General features: G+C 71.9%; 22 protein-coding genes. 7 read left to right on the top strand and 15 right to left on the bottom strand.

Going from position 1 to position 21,685, the window contains the following annotated elements; all coding sequences use genetic code 11:
- Nucleotides 1–41: 41 nt before the first annotated feature.
- On the bottom strand, nucleotides 42–431 hold the full coding sequence (locus tag AB0N27_RS03405; RefSeq protein WP_364362771.1) for a hypothetical protein: 390 nt from the start codon (nucleotides 429–431) through the stop codon (nucleotides 42–44).
- A gap of 37 nt (nucleotides 432–468) precedes the next feature.
- Entirely contained in the window at nucleotides 469–1,134 is a 666-nt protein-coding gene (locus tag AB0N27_RS03400; RefSeq protein WP_364362770.1) for a hypothetical protein, read from the bottom strand.
- A gap of 19 nt (nucleotides 1,135–1,153) precedes the next feature.
- On the opposite strand from AB0N27_RS03400, the gene AB0N27_RS03395 reads away from it, so the two are divergent.
- The 3 genes from AB0N27_RS03395 to AB0N27_RS03385 all read left to right on the top strand — a co-directional run bounded on the left by AB0N27_RS03395 (nucleotide 1,154) and on the right by AB0N27_RS03385 (nucleotide 3,584).
- Nucleotides 1,154–1,360, top strand: a complete 207-nt coding sequence (locus tag AB0N27_RS03395; RefSeq protein ID WP_364362769.1) for a hypothetical protein — start codon at nucleotides 1,154–1,156, stop codon at nucleotides 1,358–1,360.
- Between the two features lie 16 nt (nucleotides 1,361–1,376).
- On the top strand, nucleotides 1,377–2,099 hold the full coding sequence (locus tag AB0N27_RS03390) for a hypothetical protein (protein ID WP_364362768.1): 723 nt from the start codon (nucleotides 1,377–1,379) through the stop codon (nucleotides 2,097–2,099).
- Nucleotides 2,100–2,924: 825 nt separating this feature from the next.
- Entirely contained in the window at nucleotides 2,925–3,584 is a 660-nt protein-coding gene (locus AB0N27_RS03385) for a C39 family peptidase (protein WP_364362767.1), read from the top strand.
- Between the two features lie 63 nt (nucleotides 3,585–3,647).
- Here the strand turns inward: AB0N27_RS03385 and AB0N27_RS03380 are convergent, their stop codons facing one another.
- Nucleotides 3,648–4,304, bottom strand: coding sequence for a DedA family protein (locus tag AB0N27_RS03380; RefSeq protein WP_364362766.1), 657 nt, complete (start codon nucleotides 4,302–4,304; stop codon nucleotides 3,648–3,650).
- Between the two features lie 275 nt (nucleotides 4,305–4,579).
- Here AB0N27_RS03380 and AB0N27_RS03375 point away from each other — a divergent pair, with 275 nt between their 5' ends.
- From AB0N27_RS03375 to AB0N27_RS03365, 3 genes are all read left to right on the top strand, one after another.
- Nucleotides 4,580–7,432: an aconitate hydratase gene (locus AB0N27_RS03375; RefSeq protein WP_364362765.1), complete on the top strand. Its 2,853-nt coding sequence runs from the start codon at nucleotides 4,580–4,582 to the stop codon at nucleotides 7,430–7,432.
- A 690-nt stretch (nucleotides 7,433–8,122) separates the two neighbouring features.
- Nucleotides 8,123–8,347, top strand: coding sequence for a winged helix-turn-helix domain-containing protein (locus tag AB0N27_RS03370; RefSeq protein ID WP_364362764.1), 225 nt, complete (start codon nucleotides 8,123–8,125; stop codon nucleotides 8,345–8,347).
- A gap of 9 nt (nucleotides 8,348–8,356) precedes the next feature.
- Nucleotides 8,357–8,476: a DUF397 domain-containing protein gene (locus AB0N27_RS03365; protein ID WP_364362763.1), complete on the top strand. Its 120-nt coding sequence runs from the start codon at nucleotides 8,357–8,359 to the stop codon at nucleotides 8,474–8,476.
- Nucleotides 8,477–8,502: 26 nt separating this feature from the next.
- On the opposite strand, the gene AB0N27_RS03360 is transcribed toward AB0N27_RS03365, so the two are convergent.
- The 9 genes from AB0N27_RS03360 to AB0N27_RS03320 all read right to left on the bottom strand — a co-directional run bounded on the left by AB0N27_RS03360 (nucleotide 8,503) and on the right by AB0N27_RS03320 (nucleotide 18,203).
- Nucleotides 8,503–9,732: a sigma-70 family RNA polymerase sigma factor gene (locus tag AB0N27_RS03360; protein WP_364362762.1), complete on the bottom strand. Its 1,230-nt coding sequence runs from the start codon at nucleotides 9,730–9,732 to the stop codon at nucleotides 8,503–8,505.
- A gap of 4 nt (nucleotides 9,733–9,736) precedes the next feature.
- Entirely contained in the window at nucleotides 9,737–10,072 is a 336-nt protein-coding gene (locus AB0N27_RS03355; protein ID WP_364362761.1) for a YciI family protein, read from the bottom strand.
- A gap of 86 nt (nucleotides 10,073–10,158) precedes the next feature.
- Nucleotides 10,159–10,770: an ATP/GTP-binding protein gene (locus AB0N27_RS03350; RefSeq protein ID WP_364362760.1), complete on the bottom strand. Its 612-nt coding sequence runs from the start codon at nucleotides 10,768–10,770 to the stop codon at nucleotides 10,159–10,161.
- The gene (locus AB0N27_RS03345; RefSeq protein ID WP_357355436.1) at nucleotides 10,751–11,137 is read right to left on the bottom strand and encodes a DUF742 domain-containing protein; all 387 of its coding nucleotides are present in this window, start codon (nucleotides 11,135–11,137) and stop codon (nucleotides 10,751–10,753) included. Before AB0N27_RS03345 ends, AB0N27_RS03350 begins: the two co-directional genes overlap by 20 nt.
- Nucleotides 11,138–11,142: 5 nt before the next feature.
- Nucleotides 11,143–11,565, bottom strand: coding sequence for a roadblock/LC7 domain-containing protein (locus tag AB0N27_RS03340; RefSeq protein ID WP_139586819.1), 423 nt, complete (start codon nucleotides 11,563–11,565; stop codon nucleotides 11,143–11,145).
- A 90-nt stretch (nucleotides 11,566–11,655) separates the two neighbouring features.
- Nucleotides 11,656–14,226, bottom strand: a complete 2,571-nt coding sequence (locus AB0N27_RS03335) for a nitrate- and nitrite sensing domain-containing protein (protein WP_364362759.1) — start codon at nucleotides 14,224–14,226, stop codon at nucleotides 11,656–11,658.
- A 125-nt stretch (nucleotides 14,227–14,351) separates the two neighbouring features.
- Complete coding sequence (locus AB0N27_RS03330) at nucleotides 14,352–15,959, bottom strand: prenyltransferase/squalene oxidase repeat-containing protein (RefSeq protein WP_364362758.1); 1,608 nt, start codon at nucleotides 15,957–15,959, stop codon at nucleotides 14,352–14,354.
- Nucleotides 15,952–16,848, bottom strand: coding sequence for a terpene synthase family protein (locus tag AB0N27_RS03325; protein ID WP_364362757.1), 897 nt, complete (start codon nucleotides 16,846–16,848; stop codon nucleotides 15,952–15,954). Before AB0N27_RS03325 ends, AB0N27_RS03330 begins: the two co-directional genes overlap by 8 nt.
- A gap of 17 nt (nucleotides 16,849–16,865) precedes the next feature.
- The gene (locus AB0N27_RS03320; RefSeq protein ID WP_364366008.1) at nucleotides 16,866–18,203 is read right to left on the bottom strand and encodes a cytochrome P450; all 1,338 of its coding nucleotides are present in this window, start codon (nucleotides 18,201–18,203) and stop codon (nucleotides 16,866–16,868) included.
- 464 nt (nucleotides 18,204–18,667) lie between these two features.
- Here AB0N27_RS03320 and AB0N27_RS03315 point away from each other — a divergent pair, with 464 nt between their 5' ends.
- Nucleotides 18,668–18,916, top strand: a complete 249-nt coding sequence (locus tag AB0N27_RS03315) for a DUF2630 family protein (RefSeq protein ID WP_364362756.1) — start codon at nucleotides 18,668–18,670, stop codon at nucleotides 18,914–18,916.
- Between the two features lie 45 nt (nucleotides 18,917–18,961).
- Here the strand turns inward: AB0N27_RS03315 and AB0N27_RS03310 are convergent, their stop codons facing one another.
- The 3 genes from AB0N27_RS03310 to AB0N27_RS03300 all read right to left on the bottom strand — a co-directional run bounded on the left by AB0N27_RS03310 (nucleotide 18,962) and on the right by AB0N27_RS03300 (nucleotide 21,647).
- Nucleotides 18,962–19,894 carry an RIO1 family regulatory kinase/ATPase gene (locus AB0N27_RS03310; RefSeq protein WP_364362755.1) on the bottom strand — a complete coding sequence of 311 codons (933 nt, stop codon included), beginning with the start codon at nucleotides 19,892–19,894 and terminating at the stop codon, nucleotides 18,962–18,964.
- A gap of 182 nt (nucleotides 19,895–20,076) precedes the next feature.
- Nucleotides 20,077–20,721, bottom strand: coding sequence for an HAD family hydrolase (locus AB0N27_RS03305; RefSeq protein WP_364362754.1), 645 nt, complete (start codon nucleotides 20,719–20,721; stop codon nucleotides 20,077–20,079).
- A gap of 65 nt (nucleotides 20,722–20,786) precedes the next feature.
- Complete coding sequence (locus AB0N27_RS03300) at nucleotides 20,787–21,647, bottom strand: carbon-nitrogen hydrolase family protein (protein WP_364362753.1); 861 nt, start codon at nucleotides 21,645–21,647, stop codon at nucleotides 20,787–20,789.
- Nucleotides 21,648–21,685: the final 38 nt, after the last annotated feature.

Here is a 21,685-nt window from a genome sequence, read left to right as displayed (position 1 = left end):
GACACCACGAACGGGCCGGTCGCGCAGGCGACCCCGGCCGATCAGGCCGTCCGGACGACCGTGCAGATGACCGGCTCCGAGTCGGCGGTACGCAGCAGATAGCGGTACCGCTCACCCGGCACCGAGCACCCCCGGCTGTCCAGGAACTCCCACTCCACCGCCACCATGGTCAGCAGCGCGGACAACGGCTGGACGTCCTCGATCCGGGCGTGCGCCGCGACCAACTCCCGGTCCTGGTAGTCGGGGGCCGCGCCCACGAAGGACAGCGCCACCGCCGCCGGCGAGGTGAACGAGAAACTGTACGTGTCGGCCACCACCAGTCCGGGCAGGGCGTAACAGCCGGCGAGGGCCGGCAGGTCACCGGAGACCAGCGCCACGCCGTACCTGTCGAAGAAGTCCGCCAGCGTGTCGAGATCGGTGGAGGCGTTCACGGCGACAGCAATTGCCTGTCACCGGCCCGGCCAAACCTCAACGCGGCGGAACGTGGACCTCGATCTCCGCACCCAGGCCCGCACCCGAGGCCAGACCCAGATCGTCCCCGCTCCAGAACCGCCCCGGGTCGTACCAGTTCGGACGCCGTCCCGCCGGCAGCAACCCCATCGCCTCATAGGTCACCGCCACCACCTCCGCGCAGTACGCCGTCTCCAACGCCCGCTCCCGCGCCTCGGACGTCCGCGCCGGCTGGGACCCGAGGCGCCCGGGACGCGGCAGCGCCGGCACCCGTCCCCGCACCCACCGCCACGCCAGCTGCGCGGTCGACGGGAACGGCGTCCCGTCCAGCCGCGCGATCGTCCGCAGCACGGCCCGTTCCATCTCCCCGTCCGCCGGCGGGTCGAGCTGCCGCAGCCAGGCCCGCTGGCAGTACCGGTTGGCCCAGACGCAGACCGCGTCCCGCAGGTCGTGCAACTGCACGCCCCGCTGATGACCGCCCGACCACAGATCGGGCAGCGACCGCCCCAGCTCCGCGTGCCACATCAATGGCGGCATGTCGTCCAGGACCACCGCCATCCCGACGTGGTTTACCGGGCTGTTGGTGGTCAACTGGATCGCCCGGTCCGGCACGCTGCGGCCCCGGAACACCCACACGTCACCGGTGCGGGTCAACTCGACGGCCTCATCCAGGCTGATGCTCATGAGGGTCTACCCTAGGCCGATGCGGCAACGGATGCGGTGGTGGAAGGTCCTCGGGCTCGCCGGCCTCGCCGGCGTCGCGGCGTCCGGCGTGGTCATCGCCCGCGCCGAACGACGACGGCGCGCGTACACCCCCGAGGAGATCCGGCAGCGGCTCCTCGAACGGCACGCACAAGCCGGGGAGAACTCCCCTGTGGACGACGCGCGGGGCACCGTCACCGACGGGTGACCGATATCGTGCGCAGATGACGACACCCGTCGCCGAGCGACCCTTCGTCCTGGCCACACCCGCCGCGCCCGTCGAACGGCACGGCACCGTCGACCTGTACGTGCCGGCCCGCACCGGGCCGGCACCGGCAGTCGTCGTGGTGCACGGCGCACCACTCCCACCAGACGTGCCCGACCCCCGCGACTGGCTGCTCTACCGCGGCTACGGCGCACTGCTCGCCGAGAGCGGCGTGGTCGGCGCGCTGATCAGCTACCAGGTCACCGAACTGTCGGCAATGCCCGCCTCGGCCGACGACATCGCCGCGATGGTCGAGCAGGTCCGCGCCGACCCTCGGGTCGACCCCGACCGGGTGGTGCTCTGGTTCTTCTCCGGCGGGAGCCTCTTCGCCGCCGACTGGCTCCGCGACGCGCCGCCCTGGCTGCGCGGGATCGCCCTGACCTACCCGCTGCTCGTCCCGTTCCCCGGCTGGGACGTCGACGCGCGGTTCCTCCCCGTCGACGCGCTCGCCGCCGGCCCCGGCGTCCCGCTGGTGCTGACCCGCGCCGGGCGGGACATCCCCCCGGTCCTGGCCGGCATCGACGCGTTCCTCCCGGCAGCGGCCAGCCACGGCTGGCAGGTCCAGGTGATCGAGGTGCCGGACGGGCAGCACTCCTTCGACATCCTCGACCACACGGCCCAGTCCAGCGAAGCCGTGCTCGCCGCCCGCGACGCGGTCCTCGCCCTGCTCGACACCCAGTGACCCACCTGCTCGCATGATCGTCCTCGATCCTTGTTGTAGTGGTCACCTGCGTGCGGTGAGGGGCCTCTTTCCAGGATCGAGCACATCGTGAGGGCTGGGGTCGTTGTCGTCCTTCTGCGCCTGTGCTGCGACATGGGCCGCGCGCGTCGGTTGTCCGGTCTGACGCCCGGGTGGTCCCCGGGCGCGTTCTCGTCTCAGGCGGCGTGCGATTCCGGGCCGCCCAAGATCGGCAGCAGTTTCGGGGATGTTGCTGTGTCAGCGCGTGGTGAGGCAGCAGTTTCCCTGACGTTGTGGGGATCTTGGGGGGTCGTGTCGGGTGGGTTAGACCTCCGGTCGTGGTCATCACGCCGCCTCGGGTGCAGTCCGTCGCCTACAGGGCGCGGTCTGGTGAGGGTGCCTGGTTGCGGGGGTGGTCGGGGGGAGATCCGGTCTGGCGGCGGATGGGCGGGTTGTCCGGTTGGGCGGGTCCGATTGTGGGGGCGGCTGTCGGTTTGGGTGTCGCTGTCTCGTGGTTGGCGTCACCGTGGGGGCGGAATCGGGGCTGGGGTGGGGTCGTTATACCTGGCACGCCGCCGCGACTTCGGGTCGCGGGGCGGGGTGGCCGCCGGGAACACCGGCCGGGTCGCCTCGGTTGTATCCCCCCGCACGGCCAAGCACGGGCTGTCAGCCCGGCGGAATGATCCGCTGTCGCCGGTCGTTGCACAGTCTCCCGACGCCGGCCCCCAAGGGCCGCCGGGAGCGAAGACCTTTTCCCCCTTGCACGTGCGGCACGCCCATCCCCTTTGGCGTGCCGTGTACCCCCGACATGCAGAGGAGCACGCCATCATGCGTACCGATCTGATTCGTAAGACCGCTCTGACCGCCGCCGGCCTCGCGTTCACCGGTGGTGCCATCGCCGGACCGGTGACCGCCGCGTATGCCGCGTCGGACGCCAAGCCCAGTGCGCAGACGCAGTCCGACCGCAAGCCCGCCGGTGAGCGTCAGCTGGGTGTGCGCTACGAGGCCCAGCCGAACTTCTACTACTGCGGCCCCGCCGCCGCCCGTAACGCGCTGAGTGTGCAGGGCAAGGACATCAGCGTCGACGCCATGGCCAAGGAGATGGGCACCACCGAGGCCGGCACCAACTCCATCAACGACATCACCCCCGTGCTGAACAAGGAGACCGGTAAGAACGACGCCTACCGGTCGGTCGAGATCAGCACCCCGGCGGCCGACGACAAGCAGACCGACAAGCTGCGCGCCGACATCGTCAAGACCGTCGACGACGGTCGGGCCGTGGTCGCCAACATCGCCGGCACCACCACCGACACCGACGGCGGCGTGCACTCCTTCGAGGGCGGGCACTACATCAGCGTCGTCGGCTACCGCGACAACGGCCAGACGGTGAAGATCGCCGACTCGGCCGACCCGAACACCGCCTCGTACGAGGTGACCGTCGAGCACCTCGCCGACTGGATCGCCACCCGCGGCTACGCCACCAGCTGAGCACCAACCAACGACGAAGGGCCGGACCCCCACCACGGGGACCGGCCCTTCGTCGCGTCCAGGTCAGAGTTCGCTGGCCGCGCGGGTCGGCTCGGCGTCCGGGGTCGGCGAGGCGGTCTCGATCCGGTGGGCCCGTCGCCGCAGCCACCAGGTGCTGGCGAGGCCGGCCAACACCGCGAGGGCCAGGCCGGCCCAGGAGATGTCCTTGAGCCAGTGCTCGGCGGCCCGACCCACACTGAACAGCAGATAGGTGGTGCCGAACGCCCAGACCAGCCCGCCGGCCGCGTTGGCGATCAGGAAGCGCCGGTACGGCACGTGCAGTGCCCCGGCGAGCGGCCCGGCCAGGATCCGCAGCAGTGCCACGAACCGGCCGAAGAAGACCGCCCACACGCCGTGCCGGGCGAAGCTCTGCTCGGCGCGGACGAGTTGGGCGGGGCCGAGGTGTCGGGGGAAGCGCTGGCCCAGCCGGACGAGCAGCGGTCGTCCGCCCCGGCGGCCCACCGCGTACCCGATGGAGTCGCCGACGATCGCGCCTGTGGCCGCGGCGGCGGCCACCCACTCCGGCTCGACCACACCGGTGGCGGCGAGCAGAGCAGAGCTGACCAGGACGATCTCGCCGGGCAGGGGAACTCCCATGCTCTCGACGCCGATCACCCCGCCGACGAGCAGGTAGACGGCGATCGGTGGCAGGGACGTGAGCCAGTGCTGGACGTCGAACACAGTGGACCCCTTCCCCGGCGGGCCTCGAACCCTACCCGTGGCGAGCCTGTCGTACGTGCCGTCGCGGCGCGGCCGTGGAGATCGGCCGCACACCCCGCAGGCCGTCCTAGGAGGCTAGGGGTAAGACGAACCGAGCGGCGAGCGCGCCGGCTTGCGGAACTAGCAAGACGGACGTACGGTTTTGTTGAGAGCGGAATCGGCGGTAAGTGTCACCTAACCTCGGCGGCACCCCGACCGGTGCGACAGACTGCTCAGGACTACTCACGGTCGCTGGTGTGAAGGAGTACGACGTGGCGAGCCTCGACACCTTCGGTGCGAAGACCCAGCTACGCGTCGGAGACGCGAGCTACGAGATTTTCAAGATCGACAAGGTGGACGGCCACGATCGGCTGCCGTACAGCCTGAAGATCCTGCTGGAGAACCTGCTGCGGACCGAGGACGGCGCGAACATCACCGCCGACCACATCCGCCAGCTCGGCGGATGGGACTCCGCCGCCGACCCGAGCGTGGAGATCCAGTTCACCCCGGCGCGGGTGCTCATGCAGGACTTCACAGGCGTGCCCTGCGTGGTCGACCTGGCCACCATGCGCGAGGCGGTACGGGACCTGGGCGGCGACGCCACCAAGGTCAACCCCCTCGCCCCCGCCGAGCTGGTCATCGACCACTCGGTGATCGCCGACCTGTTCGGCCGCGAGGACGCCTTCGAACGCAACGTCGCGCTGGAGTACGAGCGCAACAAGGAGCGCTACCAGTTCCTGCGCTGGGGCCAGACCGCGTTCAACGAGTTCAAGGTCGTCCCCCCGGGCACCGGCATCGTGCACCAGGTCAACATCGAGTACCTGGCCCGCACGATCATGGAGCGCAACGGCCAGGCGTACCCGGACACCGTGGTCGGCACCGACTCGCACACCACGATGGTCAACGGCCTGGGCGTGCTGGGCTGGGGCGTCGGCGGCATCGAGGCCGAGGCCGCGATGCTCGGCCAGCCGGTCAGCATGCTGATCCCCCGCGTGGTGGGCTTCAAGCTGTCCGGCGAGATGCCGGCCGGCACCACCGCCACCGACCTGGTGCTGACCATCACCGAGATGCTGCGCAAGCACGGCGTGGTAGGCAAGTTCGTCGAGTTCTACGGCCCTGGCGTGGGCGCCGTGCCGCTGGCCAACCGGGCCACGATCGGCAACATGTCCCCCGAGTACGGCTCCACCGTGGCGATCTTCCCGATCGACGCGGAGACCATCCGCTACCTGGAGCTGACCGGCCGCGACAAGCAGCAGGTCGCGCTCGTCGAGGCGTACGCCAAGGAGCAGGGCCTCTGGCACGACCCGGAGGCCGAGCCGGAGTACTCCGAGCGCCTGGAGCTGGACCTGGGCTCCATCGAGCCGTCGCTCGCCGGCCCGAAGCGCCCGCAGGACCGGGTGCCGCTGGGCGCCGCCAAGACGCTGTTCCGCTCGGCGCTCACCGACTACGTCGCCGACGACTCCGTCGGTGAGCGGGACCTCAAGCCGGGCGTACCCCGCGAGGAGCTTCCGCGCGGCGCGAACGGCCCGGCCGACGAGGCCAGCGCCGAGTCCTTCCCGGCCAGCGACCCGCCGGCCAACGACTTCAGCGACCCGGCCGACGAGCCGCGCGACCTGGAGACGGCGGCGGTCGGAGCGGGTGGCCGGGCCAGCAACCCGATCCGGGTCACCGGCGCCGACGGCGTCGAGTACGAGCTGGACCACGGCGCCGTGGTGATCGCCGCGATCACCTCCTGCACCAACACGTCCAACCCGCAGGTGATGATCGGGGCAGCCCTGCTGGCCCGCAACGCCGTGGAGAAGGGCCTGACCCGCAAGCCGTGGGTGAAGACCACCCTAGCGCCGGGCTCCAAGGTCGTCATGGACTACTACGAGCGTGCCGGCCTCACGCCGTACCTGGACAAGCTCGGCTTCAACCTGGTCGGCTACGGCTGCACGACCTGCATCGGCAACTCGGGCCCGCTGCCCGAGGAGGTGTCCGCCGCGGTCAACGAGCACGACCTGTCGGTCGTGTCGGTGCTGTCCGGCAACCGGAACTTCGAGGGCCGGATCAACCCGGACGTCAAGATGAACTACCTGGCGTCCCCGCCGCTGGTGGTCGCCTACGCCCTCGCCGGCACCATGGACATCGACCTGGCCAACGAGCCGATCGGTGAGGACAGCGACGGCAACCCGGTCTTCCTGCGGGAGATCTGGCCGAACAGCGCCGAGATCCAGGACGTCATCGCCCAGGCGATCGGCGCGACCGGGTTCAGCGCCGCGTACGCCGACGTGTTCGCAGGTGACGAGCGGTGGCAGTCGCTGCCCACCCCGACCGGCGACACCTTCGCCTGGGCCGACGACTCCACCTATGTGCGCAAGCCCCCGTACTTCGAGGGCATGCAGCAGGAGCCGAGCCCTGTCGTCGACATCGCCGACGCGCGGGTGCTGGCCAAGCTGGGTGACTCGGTGACCACCGACCACATCTCGCCGGCCGGCTCGATCAAGGCCGACTCCCCCGCCGGCACGTACCTGGCCGAGCACGGCGTGCCGCGCCACGAGTTCAACTCGTACGGCTCCCGCCGGGGCAACCACGAGGTGATGATCCGGGGCACGTTCGCCAACATCCGGCTGCGTAACCAGTTGGTGCCGGGTGTGGAGGGTGGCTTCACCGTCAACCACCTCACCGGCGAGCAGTCCTCGATCTACGACGCCTCGATGGCCTACCAGGAGGCCGGCATTCCGCTCGTCATCCTGGCCGGCAAGGAGTACGGTTCGGGCTCGTCGCGGGACTGGGCGGCCAAGGGCACCATGCTGCTGGGCGTCCGGGCGGTCATCGCCGAGTCGTACGAGCGGATCCACCGCTCCAACCTGATCGGCATGGGTGTGCTTCCGCTGCAGTTCCCGGTGGACACCACAGCCGAGTCGCTCGGCCTGACCGGTACCGAGACGTTCACCATCACCGGTGTGACGGCGCTCAACGACGGCGAGACCCCGCGGACCGTGCGGGTCAGCACCGACACGGGCGTGGAGTTCGACGCGGTGGTCCGGATCGACACCCCGGGTGAGGCGGACTACTACCGGCACGGCGGCATCCTGCAGTACGTGCTGCGCCGCATGATCGCCAACTGACGTACCGTCGGCTCGCAGGCTCCTTCCCGCCTCGGCGGGAGGGAGCCTGCGTCGTATCCGGGTGGCTCCTTTCGAACGTAGCGCCGGCCGACCTCATACCTGGCCAATTCATGGGCCCATCATGTCGACCAGGCGGTACAGCCATCCGTCTTCCCGCCTCCGTCACGAGATCTTGGACAGTTTCCGTTAGCGCCGAACGGAGACTGTCCAAGATCTCGAAGTTCTGTCACTGGTTGGCTCGCCCGCACCGTCGCCACCGCTGCAATCGCAGCGAACGGGAGTGTGGTCGGCGCGTGGGGCCGTCGTATCAGCAGAAGACGCGACAGCGCGACACGTGCTCGGTGAGGGCCGCAGCCAGCTCGGACAGCGCCGTGAACCGCTCGACCCGCAGCGCATCGCCGCATTCCCCACACTCGATCCGCTCGGTCCGGAATGGCCACCGTCACGCATCAACGTTGACGGGCACCTGCATCGGCTTTTCCTCGGGCAGCACCGGCACCACCTCCGCATAACGGGCGGAACGCCCGCCTCTTGCCAGGAGGCGGGACGCCCCTCCATCTCGCAGCGACCCGTACCGACTCGCTGTCCACCACGAGCCGCGCCCTTACTTACACCAAAGTAGTGCCAGCAGTGCCGCCAGTGCAAGTAGTGCCATAGGTGCAAGCAGGGCTCGCGCGGGTAGGAAGGACCATGACGCACGTGCCCATCCCGTACACGGCCCGAGAGATCGAGGACGACCTGACTCGACGAATCGCCGCCGGGGAATTCCGGCCAGGCTCACGCCTACCCACGTACGACGCGCTGGCCGAGGAGTACGGATCAGCCCGACGGACCGTCGCCCGTGCCGTGGACGCTCTGAAGTCCCGCGGACTGGTGGTCGGCGTACCGGGCTCAGGAACCTTCGTCGCCGAGTAAGGCGTCGAGGTGGCCGACAACCTCGCGGGCGTCATCGGCGTACAGGACTTTAAGGACCCGGCCGGTCCGGCGCTCGCCTTTGACCCGGCGGCCTGGACCCGATTCCTGGTGTTGGCCAAGCGCGGCTGACCCCACACCGCTCGAGCGCGCCCGGCCTATCGGGCGAGGTCGGCAGCCCGGTGGAGCAGGGCGCGACGCTCAGCGGTCGAGTCCGCCGCAGCCGCCGCCGCCCGGAACAGCGCTTCGGCCCGCAGCCGGTCACCCTGTCGGGCCACCAGATCGGCCTCCACGGCCACGGCAAGCGGGTAACCGTCCAGGCCTCCTCCGGCACGTGCGGCTTCGAGCAGGGTCAGTCCGGCTGCCAGCCCGTACGCGTAGCCGTGCGCGACCGCCCGGTTGAGCGCCACCACCGGCGACGGCCTGATGCCCAGCAGGGCGTCGTAGGCGAGGGCGATCGCCGGCCAGTCGGTGTCGTCGACCGAGGTGGCGATGGCGTGGCAGGCGGCGATCCGGGCCTGCCACGCGTACGGCCCGTCGTGGCGTACCCGAGCAAGGGCGGCCAGGCCCTCGGCGATGGCCGCGCGGTCCCACCGCGCGCGATCCTGGCGGTGCAGGGTGAGCAGGTTGCCCGCGGCGTCCCGGCGGGCGTCCCGGCGGGAGTGCTGCAACAGCATCAGCGCCAGCAGGGCGGCCACCTCGGACTGCCCGGGCATCAGCGCGTCGAGCAGCCGGGCCAGCCGGACCGCCTCGTCGGCGAAGGCCGGCTCGCCGTCGGCGACGTAGCCCCTGGTGAACAGCAGGTACAGCACGGCGAGGACGCCGGGCAGCCGCTCGGTCAGGGCCGGCCCGCTCCGCACCCGGTACGGGATGCCCGCCTGGGCGATGCGGGCGCGGGCTCGGGTCAGCCGCCGGGTCATCGTCGACTCGCTGACCAGCAGGAGCCGGGCGATGTCGGCGGTGGGCACGCCGCAGATGGTGCGCAGCGTCAGCGCCACCCGGGCCTCCATCGCGAGCGCAGGGTGGCAGCAGGTGAAGATGAGCCGCAGCCTGTCGTCCACGAGGTCGTGCCCGGGTGGCGCGTCCGTCGGCGTGAGCAGCGCCAGGTCGTGCAGCTTGCGGCGCTCGGCGGCGGCCCGACGCAGCACGTCGAGCGCACGGTTGCGGGCCACCGTCATGAGCCAGCCGCCCGGGTTGGCCGGCACACCGTCCACAGGCCAGCGCTCCAGGGCCACGGCCGACGCCTCCTGGGCGCAGTCCTCGGCCAACGTCCAGTCCCCGGTCAACCGGATGAGGGTCGCGACGATCCGGGGGTACGCCTCGACGCCGGCGGCCGCGACGGCGTCCGCCGCGGCCACCGCGCCGGCTGGCGAGTCGGCGTGGGTCATCCGGTCAGTCGGGCAGGTCCGCGAACGGCCGCAGCTCCAGTCGCCCCTCGCGGGCCATCGGGTGGGTGCGGGCCACCTCGATCGCCTCGTCCAGGTCGGCGCACTCGAGCAGGTCGAAGCCCACGATCACCTCGGCGGTCTCCGCGAACGGCCCCTCGGAGACCAGCAGCTCGCCGGCGCGGACACGGACGGTGGTGGCCGCACTGGTCGGCGCCAGCACGTTGCCGGTCAGGCGGCGGCCACGGGAGTCGTTCTCCGCCACCCACTTGTGGATGTCGGGCAGCTCGGTGGGGTCGGTGTCCGGCTCGCTGTCGCTGCACACGAACATCAGGTACTTCATCTGGTCGCTCCCTCGGTTTCTCGGGGTATCACCAGCATGACGATCGGCCGGAGCCGTTCCGGACACCCTCTCCCGAAAAACCCCTGTCAGTTTCCCCCGGCGGCGCGGCGGCGGGCCTCGCGGGTCTTCATGGCGTGCTCCATGAGCGTCACGAGGACCTCCTTGCTGGACTCGCGCTGCCGGGCGTCGCAGAGCAGCACCGGCACATCCGGGTCCAGGTTCAACGCGGCCTGCACCTCGTCCAACCGGTACGTGCGGGCGCCTTCGAAGCAGTTCACGGCGACCACGAACGGGGTGCCCCGACCCTCGAAGTAGTCGATGGACGGGAAGCAGTCGGCCAGCCTGCGGGTGTCGGCAAGCACTACCGCGCCGATAGCGCCGAGCGCCAGCTCGTCCCAGACGAACCAGAACCGGTCCTGCCCGGGCGTGCCGAACAGGTAGAGCACCAGGTCGTCGCTGATGGTGATCCGACCGAAGTCCATCGCCACGGTGGTGGTGGTCTTGCCCTCCACCCCGGACAGGTCGTCGATGCCGACACCTGACTCGGTCAGCACCTCCTCGGTGCGCAACGGCCGGGTCTCGCTCACCGCGCCGACCATCGTGGTCTTGCCCACGCCGAACCCACCGGCGACCAGGATCTTGATCGCGGTGGGCAGTGGGGTCGCTCCCGCCGGCCGGTCAGAGTGCCCGTAGTCCATTGATTACCGCCTCGAAGATGCTGTTGTCGGGAAGACCGGCCGTGGTCTGCGGCTCGCGGACCTGCACCAGGCTGCGGGCCGCCAGGTCGCCGAGGAGCACCCGGATGGTGCCCACCGGAAGGTCGAGATGGGCGGCGATCTCGGCGACGGACTGTATGCGTTGGCACAGCCCGACGATCGCCAGGTGTTCCGGGCCGAGGCCGACCTCCGGCGTGACCTCGGCTCGGGTCGCGGTGACAAGGGAGATCAGGTCGAACGTGCCGGTGACCGGGCGTGCCCGGCCACGCGTCACCGCGTACGGGCGCACCACCGGGCCCGCATGGTCGTCCACCCACTGATGGTCTGCGGAGTCTCCCTGCACCGTCATGGGCCCTACTTCTCGCCGGCCGGCTGCTCGACGCCTCGGGACGGGGAGGCGACGTACTTGCCGACCCGGGTGACAAGCATCGCCATCTCGTAGGCGATGAGGCCGACGTCGGCGTCCTCGGTGGCCAGGACCGCGAGGCAGGCGTTGCGGCCGGCGGCGGTGACGAACAGGAACGACGACTGCATCTCGATGATGGTCTGCTGCACCTGCCCACCACCGAAGCGCTTCCCCGCGCCCCGGGCCAGGCTCTGGATGCCGGCGGCCATCGCCGCGAGGTGTTCGCCGTCGTCCCGGCTCAATCCCTGGGAGGAGGCCATCAACAGTCCGTCGGTGGAGAGCGCGACCGCGTGCTCGGCCTGCTTGACCCGGCCCACCAGATCATCCAGCAACCACGTCAGGTCGGCACTCGAAGCCGTCTTCTGCGCCACTTCGTCGTCCTCTTCTCGCCCGGCTGTTGCGCCGTATTCGTCTGGGGCTGACCGTCACACCGTGCGGAGATCCGCATCCTCGGCGGCCGGTCAGGTAGCTTGCTGGTCCTCGTCACCCGGCTCGGGCGTCGCGCTCGGCGGGGTGCCCGCTCCGCCGCCGAGCAGTCGCGCCGCGTCGGTACGACCGCGTCGGGTGCCGGTCTGGTAGGAGCTCATCATCCGGCGCACCTGCTCCGGGGGGCGTGCCACGTCCTCGTCGTCGGTGTCTGTCGCCGCCGGGTCGTCACGCAGCTCGGGCACGATGTTCGCCTGTCGCACCCGGACCGGCAGGCCTGAGCCGGTGCGGTCGGTCTCGGCGCGGGCCGGCAGCGGCCCGGCGTCGGGAGCCGGCTCGCTCGCGCTGTCCGTCGGGTGGGAGGGTTCGACCGCGGGCAGACCGGTGGGCACCGTGGGGGCCTCCAGGGCGGGCTGGCCCAGAACGCGCCGGGCCCGGGTGGGCAGGTCCGGCATGCCGGTGGCCTGCTGGGTGCGCTGACGCGTGGGCAGGGCGGCGTCCACGTCGACGCCATCGGCCTGCGCTGTCACGGTGGTGGTGTCGGGTACCGGCGGCCCGTCCGGGGTGACGGGCGCCGGCGGGGCTGTCGTTCCCGGCGCCGCCGGTTCGGCCGCCACCGCGACCGGCGCGAGGACTGCCGGCCGGGCGGTGTCGCCGGTCGCACCCGAGGGCAGGGCGATGGCCGGCGAGCCGGTCCGCATCGCGCCGGAGTCCTCCGGGGACGGACCGTTCTCGGTGACCAGGTCCAGCGGGATCAGCACCACGGCTGTGGTGCCGCCGTACGCCGACTCCTTGAGCCGCACCCGCACGCCGTGCCGCTCGGTCAGCCGGCTCACCACGTAGAGGCCGAGCCGGGCGGCGTTGGCGAGGTTCAGCTCGGACTGGTCGACGATGCGGTGGTTCGCCGCGGCCAGGTCCTCCTCGCTCATGCCGAGGCCCCGGTCCTCGATCTCGATGGCGAACCCGTTGGCCACGAGCTGACCGCGTACCTCAACAGTGGTGTGCGGCGGCGAGAACGACAGACCGTTCTCGATCAGCTCGGCGAGCAGGTGGATGATGTCGCCGACCGCGCGGCCGGCGAGCGAGACCGGCCCGAGCGGCAGCACGTTGACCCGCGTGTAGTCCTCCACCTCCGCCACCGCGCCACGGACCACGTCGACCATCGGGACGTTGCGCCGCCAGGCCCGGCCGGGGGTGGAGCCGGAGAGCACGATGAGGTTTTCCGCGTTGCGCCGCATCCGGGTGGCCAGGTGGTCGACCCGGAAGAGGTCCTCCAGCTCCTCCGCGTCGTGCTCACGCCGTTCCATGGCGTCGAGCAGCGTGAGCTGGCGGTGCACCAGCGCCTGGGTGCGTCGGGCCAGGCTGAGGAAGACCTCGCGGACGTTGCGGCGCAGGTCGGCCTGCTCGACGGCGGTGCGCAGCGCGGTCTCCTGGACGGCGTTGAACGCCTTGCCGACCTGACCGATCTCGTCGGTGCCGAACTCCAGCGGGGGCGCTTCGGTCGCGACGTCGACCTCCTCGCCGCGGCCGAGTCGTTCCACCACGCGCGGCAGCCGTTCGTCGGCGAGCTGCCAGGCGGCCTGGCGGAGCCGGTCGAGCTGGCGCAGCAGGTTCCGGGCCGTGGAGATCGAGATGACCACGGAGGCGATGACGGCGAGCAGACCCAGACCGGTGGCGAGCACCAGCCGGACGACGACCATCACGGCGACGCCGGTGGCCCGGCCGACGATGCCCTCACCGCCGTCGGCCACCACGTCGTTCACCCCGGCCAGCGCCGGTTCCACGGTGCCGCGCCACTGCTCGGCGCTGATCGGCAGCTGGGTCGCCGGGCGGCCCTCGCGGATGATGCTGTCCTGTACGGCGCGCAGCTGGGTGAACGCCTCCCCTTCGACGAGCTGCTGGTAGCGGCGCTCGTCGGCGTCGGCGAGCCGAGCCCGGGTCTCCTCGCCGAGGAACCGCTCGGCCCCGACCAGGCTGACGTAGCGGGCGTACTCCGGGCCACTCATCCGACCGTTGCCGAAGAGGCCGCTGAGCAGCGCGTCCTCCTGGGAGATCAACTCCTTCATCCGGTTCAGCTGGATCAGGGCGGCCGCGTCGGCGGCGATCGTCTTGTCGTCCAGGCTGCCCGTGACGTCGTAGATCTGGAAGATCGACTCGATGGCTTCGGTGTAGGCGTCGGCGGCGGCGACCCGGTCGACGGAGCGGCCGAGCACCTGGGCGCGGGTCTGCTCCAACGCGTTGATCCGCGTGATGGACGCGTTCAGCTGCGCGTCGAGCGCCGAACTGCCGGCCACGTCGACCTGCCAGTTGTCGACCGAGCCGGCGAAGTCCGCCGCCAGCTTCGCGGTCTCGCGCTGCTTGGCCTCCAGCGCCGCCCGCTGCTCGGCGCCGGGGTTGCTCAGGTACGACTGGGTGAGCCGCCGCTCCAACTGGAGCTCCTGCAACAGCGGCTCACTGGGCGCGTAGATCTTGCTGTTGAGCAGCTGGACACCGAGCAGGTTGAACCCGTCACGCAGGGTCACCCAGGCCGCGAACATCCAGAGCGCGACAAGGGAGAGCAGCAGGGCGACAACCTTGGTGCGGATACTCGTACCGCGAGAACGCATTGAACCGTCCCAGGCCGGGCGTTGACTCAGCTCATCAACGGGTGATCATGAGGGTGACGCGTCCCGCCACAGCGGGGCATACGGGGCTGAGGCTCTGCGTACGCTAGCAGTGTCCACACAACCCCTCAAGTTGTTGTTTTTGTTACCTGGTAACCACAATCCACCACCGAACGGTCGACGCCCGCCAGGTGGACGGAGGACAGCCGGCAGGCGGCAAGCACCGCCGCGCGAACGATCGCCGTAGGACAGTACAGCTCCTTGCCGTACCACAGTGGAGGGTGCTGTCGGCCGGTCGGTTGGTGCAGGTAGGCGTGGCCGCGAGCCACCGCATCGTCGACCCGCGGCGCTCCCGTCGGCGCGGCCAGCAGCACCTGCAGGGCGTACGCGGTCTCCTCGGCGGTGCCGCCCCAGCGCCCCCACGAGCCGTCGACGCGTTGGCTCTCCAGCACCCAGCGGGCCGCCCGGTCCACCGCCTCGGCGGCCGCGCCGCCGCGACCGAACTCCGCCAGGGCCAGCACGCAGCAGGCAGTCGCGTAGTACGGCGAGGCGTGCCACCGGTCCTGCCAGGGGCCCTCGGCGAGCTGGTACGCCGGCAGCACGACGCTGAGCCGTTCGATCGTCCGGTGGTACCGCGCGTCCGCGCCGGGCCGCGCGGCCACGTGCTGGCCGAACGCGTCCAGCACGTGGGCGTTTGTGGTGACCGAGAAACCGTCCTCGCTCCCCGGCCAGGTGCAGAAACCGTCAGCCGTCTCGTACGTCCACAGGCTGGCCGGGTCCGCGGGACGGCCGAGACGGGCCAGCGCGTCCAGCGTGACCGACGTGGTGTCGGCGTCGGTCGGCAGGCCCTCGCCTGTGGCGACGCCCTCGGCGCCGGTGGCGGCGGCCAGGGTACGCAGCACGGTGGCCGGCGGGTTGACCGCGACGCCGGCGCGGCCAAGTCCGCTGAGCACCCAGGCCCGTTCGAACACGGTGATCGGGGTCGGGCAGGGCACCGGCCCGTCGCCCTCGCGGATCAACTCCCGCAGGAAGGCGTGCGCGGCGGGGCCGGCGTCCGGACTGGCGACGGTCAGCCAGGCGGCGGTCGCGGCGGGTGACGCGCCGACGGCGGCGAGGGTCGGCCCGGCGTCGGCCGGCGTCGCGCCCAGCACCTCGTAGAAGTGGGCAAGCTTCGTCGGTAGCACCGCCCCGGCGGCCACCGCTGCCCGTACCGCACTCAAGCGGTCGGGACCGAGCCCCGCGGGCAGTGCCAGCGGCCAGCGGGGCAGCCGGTCGGCGACCGCCCGGTCCAGCCGGGCCACCCGGTCGTTGATCGACTCGACCAGCGCCGGGACGATGAGGTCCAGCGCCGGGGTGTCCGGCAACTCCCGCGCGTGCGTGGCGAGCAGCCGGCCGGTGAGCGCGTCCAGCCCGCGCGCCACCGGGGCGAGCGGGTCCGCCCCGGCCCATCCGCCGTCGGCCAGCACGGCGAGCAGGGCGTCGGTGGCGCTGAGCGTGGGCACCAGGGCGTACCCCTCGGGTGGGCCCCACCCGCCGTCCGGGCGCTGCTCGCGCAGCAGGAACCCGACCCGCTTGTCATGTCCCGGCAGCCAGGACGCGCCGGCGACCAGCCGGGCGCTCTCGTACACCGAGGCGGCGACCTGCCCCCACGGCCGCAGCGCGAGGCCGGCGATCAGCTCGCGCGCGGCGGCGTCGGTGGCCGGCTGGGCCAGGATCCGGTGGGGGCCCTCACTCATCGCGTGCTCCCCAGAAGTCCGACAGTTGGTAGAAGCCGCCGGTGAAGGAGATCTGCCGGTGCAGGTAGTCCGCCTGGCGGGGGCAGCGCTCCGCGAGGGCGGCCAGGTCCCCCCGGGACCGGCTGGTCAGCTCGGTCAGCCGGGCGTGCACCTGCTCCGGCGCGGTGACCAGCTGCAACGCGTTCAGGTCGCCCCACTCGTCGTCCCGGCCGTGGGTGGCGAGGTCGTTGACCAGCCGCAGCACCCGCTGCACGCCGCGCCCAGCGTCCAGCAGGTCGGTCAGCTGGGCGAGGGTCTTCTCGTCGCCGGTCGCGATCCAGTGGGTGACGTTGACGAAGGAGCAGGCCAGGTTGTCGGCATTGTCCAGGTAGCGGTCGAGGTCCGGCAGACGCCGACCGGTGGACGGGTCGGTGGGCAGGTTCTTCCAGTCCCACTCGCGGGAAACGGCGGCGAACATCCGCGCCAGCTCCTCGCGCCAGATCGGCCGGTAGCGGGCGAACGCCGGCACCTCGACGAGCGCGTCGCGCAGGTCGGCGAGGAGCCGGGCGAGATGGCGCCCCGGCGGCGGGGCGGCGCCGTCGGCCACCGCCAGGCAGTCGGTCACCACCTGCCGGACGTCGTCCGCCGACCGGGCGAGGTAGTCGACCTGCCAGTCGGCCGCGAAGACCCAGAGCAGGGTACGGGTGGTGATGCGCAGTTCGGCGGCGGTGTGCCACGGCGCGGTGAACGCGATCGCGGTGGCCACCGAGCTGAGCAGCGCCGGGTCGAAGGGCGCGGCGTCGAACAGCTCGGGGTGGGCGGCGGTGACGTCCTGGAGGTCGCGGACGCCGCGCACGGCGAGCGCGCACACCCGGCCCTGCTCGGCGACGGCGTCTGGACCGGTCCGCACCGGCCACGACGCCCCCGTCACGACGCGACCGGGCGTTCGACCGGGGTGAGGATCAGCTCGGCCCGCTGCTTGGGTTGCAGCGAGGCGCCGAGCCGGGGTGTCAGGTCGACGGGCTCACGCAGCCGGAATCGGTAGCGACTCAGCACGGTGCTAACGATGAGCTGCGCCTCGAGGAGGAAGAGATACTGCCCGAGGCACTGGTGCGGGCCGCCACCGAACGGGAAGTAGGAGTAGCGGTACCGCCTCCGGGGCAGCTCCGGGGCGAAGCGCTCCGGGTCGAACAGCGTCGGGTCGGTCCAGAACGTCGACATCCGCTGGGTGACGTACGGGCTGACCAGCACGGTGCCGCCGGCTTTGATCCGCACCCCGCCCAGCACGTCGTCGGCGACGGCGGTCCGCGGGATCATCCACCCGGCCGGGTAGAGCCGGAGCATCTCGTCGAGCACCATCCGGCCGTAGCGCAGCTGGGGCAGGTGCTCGCGGCCGACCCGGTCGGCGCCGACCACCCGCTCGATCTCGTCGGTCATCCGCTCGGCCACGTCGGGGCGGGAGGACAGCACCGGCCAGAGCCAGGAGAGCAGCGCGATTGTGGTCTCGGTGGCGGTGGAGAACATGGCGACCACGTCGCCGCGGATGGCGTACTCGTCGGGTTCCGTTCCGTCTGCGCGGGGTCGGCAGAGGGTGGAGATGATGTCGTCGCCGTCGGTGGGCCGGGCACGCGCCTCCCGGATGATCGGCAGCACCACCTCGTCGATGGTCCGTACCGCCTCGTTGAAGGCGCGGTCGCCGGGCATCGGCAGGGCGTACGGCACGAACGGCACGAGCAGTCGCGGGAGCATCGCGGTGGTGACCGTGTCCAGCGCGGCGCTGATGCGCAACGCGTCCGGCACCGAGATCCGGTCGGCGAAGAGGACCCGCATGGTGGTGCGCAGGACGATCCGGGTCAGCTCGGCGCCGCCGTCGATGGGGCGGCCCTCGCGGGCCGGCTCCAGCCACTCGTCGACGGCCTCGTTGATCGCCTCGGCCATCCTGTCGACGAGCGTCTCGGCCCGTTTGGCGGTGAACAGCGGTTGCAGCGCACCCCGGCTGGACTCCCAGATCTCCCCCTCGGCGACCAGGATGGCGTCGCCGACGATGCGGCGGACGGGTCGCCAGAGCAGCCCGTCTCCGTCGCGTGTGTAGTTGGCAACGTTGTCCCTCAGCACGCGTTGCAGGTGCTCGGGATGACTCACCAGGTACGGGCGGAACGTGCCCAGGTTCAGCCGGACGACCTCGCCGGCGGCGGCGTCGGCGAAGTTGACAAGCGCGGCGAGCGGATCACGGACCAGCGCGGGCAGGGCGCGGTGCAGCGGGATCGTCCGCGGCTCGGTGCTGAGGGGGGCGGGGCCGGCATCGGACACCTGCGACATCGAAACCACGTCTCCTCGTTGTCCCACCGCGCGCAATTGTCCACTTGGCACGGTCAGGACTGTGGAACTTTCACCTTCTGGGCGTCGGAAGCATCTCACCAAACGCGAGCCACCTCCAGACCCCCAACCCGGCGAATTCCACAGTCGCACCGGGCCTGCCGCAGTGGTGGTGAGCCATTTCACTCCTGAGTGGACAGTCAGGAGTGATCGCGGCGCAGGTCGGGACCGGCCACCGACGACGCGGACGGCCCGATCGGTGATCACTCCGGCCGGTCGCCGGGAGGCGGGTCGGCGGCGAGGCAGGGCTCCGCGCGGCCCGGGGACGGGCCGCGATCCCAGGACGTGAGCGAGGACGCACCGGTACCCCCGAATCCGGGCGACGCAGGGCACCCTGTGCCAGGCTCTCAGGCATGGACGACAAGACCATCCTGAACCGGATCTCCGAACTGGTCGACGAGGAACACAAGCTGCGCGCCGAGGCCCAGGCCACCGAGTCGGGCACCGAGGGCGACGCCAGCGCCCGGCTGCGCGACCTCGAGGAGTCCCTCGACCAGTGCTGGGACCTGCTGCGCCGCAGGCGGGCCGCCCGGGAGACCCACGGCGACCCGGACGCCCAGGGCGAGCGCCCCAAGCCGGAGGTGGAGCGCTACCTCCAGTGACCGACGCGGGTGGGTCGGACGGCCGGGCCGCCCGACCCGCCCCGGTCAGCGGATACCCGCCTCGCGCAGCAGCTCCCCGGTCAGCGCGAGCGGATCGGCCTGCTCCACGGGCAGCCCCCGGGCCACGAACCAGGCGCTCACCACCCGCACGTCGCGGGCCAGGAAGTCGGGCCCCTGCGGGTTCGCCACCACGTCGACCACCTGCGGCAGGTCGATCACGACGAGCCGGCCGGAGTGCACGAGCAGGTTGTACGGCGACAGGTCGCCGTGCGCGTACCCGGCCCGGGCCAGCACGCGCAGCGCCTCCACCAGCTGCGCCCACAGATCGCGTACCTCGGCCGGGCCGGGACGCAACTGGGCCAGCCGGGGCGCGGCCAGCCCCGACTCGGCGTCGCCGACGAACTCCAGCATCAGCTCGGTGCCGCGCAGCTGCACCGGGTACGGCACGGCGATCCGGTCGTGCCCGGCGCCGATCTCCCAGAGCCGGGCCAGGGCGGCGAACTCGGCGGCGGCCCACTGCCCGGCGATCATCTGTCGGCCGAAGGCCGTCCGGCCGGCCATCGCCCGGTTCTCCCGGGACCGGCGTACCCGACGGCCCTCCAGGTAGCCGGCGTCGCGGTGGAACAGCCGGTGCTGGGCGTCCCGGTACCGCTTGACCGCCAGCAGGCAGGACCGGTCCGTGTCCGGCACCGCCCGACGGACCAGGTGGACGTCCGCCTCCTTGCCGGTCTTCAGCACACCCAGTTCGGTGTCCTTGGCGGCCAGCTCGGTGACCAGCCAGTCCGGGTGCGGCTGCGGCCCGTGCACGGCGTCGTCCCAGGACGACCAGTGCTCGCCGGTGTCCGGGTCGGGCTCGGTGTCGGGATCGGCGGGCGGCTCGGTGGGCCGCTCGCGCTTCAGGAACTGTGGTTCGTCGTCGTCGAAGCGGCGCTTGCCGCGGCTGCGGCGCTCGAGCGCCGGCAGGTCATGATCGCGCACTGTGGTGAGGTTCCCTTGGTCGAGGCTGAGATAGGCAGCTGGAAGCGACCTGCGAAGACGGCCATGACCGACCCCCTCTCCTCGACCGGGCGCACGCCCGGGGTGCACGTTGCGTCGACAATGCTCGCCGCAGCCCCGCCGGCCGGTCAACCGAATTACCGCCGCGGACCGGCGGGCGCGCGTCAGCTCGCGAGCACGGTGGCGACCGCGGCGATCAGCCCGTCCACGGTGCGACTGGGCGCGAACCGCACGTCCGACCAGGTACGCCCGCGATGCAGCCAGACGCTGGGCAGGCCGACCGCGGCGGCGCCGCCGATGTCCGCCTCCGGGCTGTCCCCGACCACCCAGGCGCCCCGCAGGGGCATCCGTACCCGCTGCGCTGCGAGCGCGAAGATCCGCGGGTTGGGCTTGCTGACCCCGGCCTCCTCGGAGATCACCCAGTCCGCGACGTAGCGGTCCAGGCCGGTCCGGCGGATCTTGGCTTCCTCCACGCGTACCGTGCCGTTGCAGACCACTACCGGGATCCAGCCCGCGTCGTCGGCGATCCGCAGCGCGCACGCGGTGAGCGGATCCAGCCGGGTCTGCGCGACCACCCCGTCGTGCAGCTCCTCCACCAGGTCGATCGAGGGGACCCGCAGCTCGTAGCGGTCCCGGATCGCGTCGGCCAGGTCCCAGCGGTCGGTCAGACCGTCCGCGTCGATCGAGAGCAGCCACTCGATGTCGGTGGGGGGCGCGCCGATGCCGTCCAGGAAGCGCTCACCCCAGCGGCGGAACGGCCCGGCCCGATCCAGCAGGGTGTTGTCCAGGTCCAGCAGGAGCAGTGGCACTCGGGCACCCTACGGGACCGACGTGTCCGCCAACAGATCCGGCGGGTGTCGACCTGACGGGGCGCTCAACCGGACATCGACACCCGCTGGCCACCCTGGTTCGGCATCCGATCGGCGAGCATCGAATGGGCCGCCCGGGTGGCGGCGAGCGCGGCCGGGTCCAGCGTGGCCACGAGCACCGCCGTGCCCTCGTCGGCGCCCCGGGCCAGCGCCCGTCCCTGCGGGTCGTAGATCGCCGCGCCGCCGTTGAACCGCCACGGGTCCGCTCCCCCGACAGCGTTCGCGAAGACCACGAACATCGTGTTGTCCAGTGCCCGCGCGGCGTAGTAGAGGTCCCGGCGGTGTTCCGAGCCGGCCAGGTACCCGCTGGGGCACAGGTAGCCGTGCGCGCCGTCGAGGGCCGCGGCCCGGGCGTGCTCGGGGAAGCAGCCGTCGTAGCAGATGGCCAACCCGAGCCGCCAGTCGTCGACGAGAAGCGTGGCGCCCCGTGCACCGACGTCGAACAGCTCGCGTTCGTCGCCCCACAGTTGCTGCTTGTCGTAGCCGACCCGGACCGCGCCGGCGCGGTCGACCACCAGGGCGGCGATGGTCCGCCGCCCGTCCGGGTGGCGGGCGGCGGCGCCGACGAGCACCGTGACGCCGGCCTCGCGCGCCGCGACGCGCAGCGGGTCGAGCCGGGCGTCCGCGACCGCGCCTGTCGGGTCGGCCGCGACGTCGGTGCCGGCCGGGTCGGCGGCGAGGGTCGGCGGATGGTACGCGCAGAGGTACAACTCGGGCAGCACTGCCACCCGGGCGCCCTGCCCACCGGCGCGGCGGACCAGGTCGGCGGCGGCCAGCGCGTTGCCGGCGACGTCACCGGGTGTGGGCGTGGCCTGGACGGTGGCGACGGTCAGCGGGGCGGTCGGCACGGGGTGGGGCGGGGTCACCGGCCGATGGTAGACGCAAGCGCACCAAGCCGTACGTA

It is taken from the genome of Micromonospora sp. NPDC093244 (genome assembly GCF_040683695.1).
GTDB lineage: Bacteria > Actinomycetota > Actinomycetes > Mycobacteriales > Micromonosporaceae > Micromonospora.
Note: the sequence above shows the minus strand (reverse complement) of the source record. Positions and strands in the feature narration are given on the sequence as shown.

Excerpts from the sequence above, each read along its gene's own strand:
- AB0N27_RS03400 (WP_364362770.1), bottom strand. The coding sequence starts at position 1,134 with ATGAGCATCAGCCTGGATGAGGCCGTCGAGTTGACCCGCACCGGTGAC.
- AB0N27_RS03395 (WP_364362769.1), top strand. The coding sequence starts at position 1,154 with ATGCGGCAACGGATGCGGTGGTGGAAGGTCCTCGGGCTCGCCGGCCTC.
- AB0N27_RS03390 (WP_364362768.1), top strand. The coding sequence starts at position 1,377 with ATGACGACACCCGTCGCCGAGCGACCCTTCGTCCTGGCCACACCCGCC.
- AB0N27_RS03385 (WP_364362767.1), top strand. The coding sequence starts at position 2,925 with ATGCGTACCGATCTGATTCGTAAGACCGCTCTGACCGCCGCCGGCCTC.
- AB0N27_RS03370 (WP_364362764.1), top strand. The coding sequence starts at position 8,123 with ATGACGCACGTGCCCATCCCGTACACGGCCCGAGAGATCGAGGACGAC.
- AB0N27_RS03360 (WP_364362762.1), bottom strand. The coding sequence starts at position 9,732 with ATGACCCACGCCGACTCGCCAGCCGGCGCGGTGGCCGCGGCGGACGCC.
- AB0N27_RS03355 (WP_364362761.1), bottom strand. The coding sequence starts at position 10,072 with ATGAAGTACCTGATGTTCGTGTGCAGCGACAGCGAGCCGGACACCGAC.
- AB0N27_RS03350 (WP_364362760.1), bottom strand. The coding sequence starts at position 10,770 with ATGGACTACGGGCACTCTGACCGGCCGGCGGGAGCGACCCCACTGCCC.
- AB0N27_RS03345 (WP_357355436.1), bottom strand. The coding sequence starts at position 11,137 with ATGACGGTGCAGGGAGACTCCGCAGACCATCAGTGGGTGGACGACCAT.
- AB0N27_RS03335 (WP_364362759.1), bottom strand. The coding sequence starts at position 14,226 with ATGCGTTCTCGCGGTACGAGTATCCGCACCAAGGTTGTCGCCCTGCTG.
- AB0N27_RS03330 (WP_364362758.1), bottom strand. The coding sequence starts at position 15,959 with ATGAGTGAGGGCCCCCACCGGATCCTGGCCCAGCCGGCCACCGACGCC.
- AB0N27_RS03315 (WP_364362756.1), top strand. The coding sequence starts at position 18,668 with ATGGACGACAAGACCATCCTGAACCGGATCTCCGAACTGGTCGACGAG.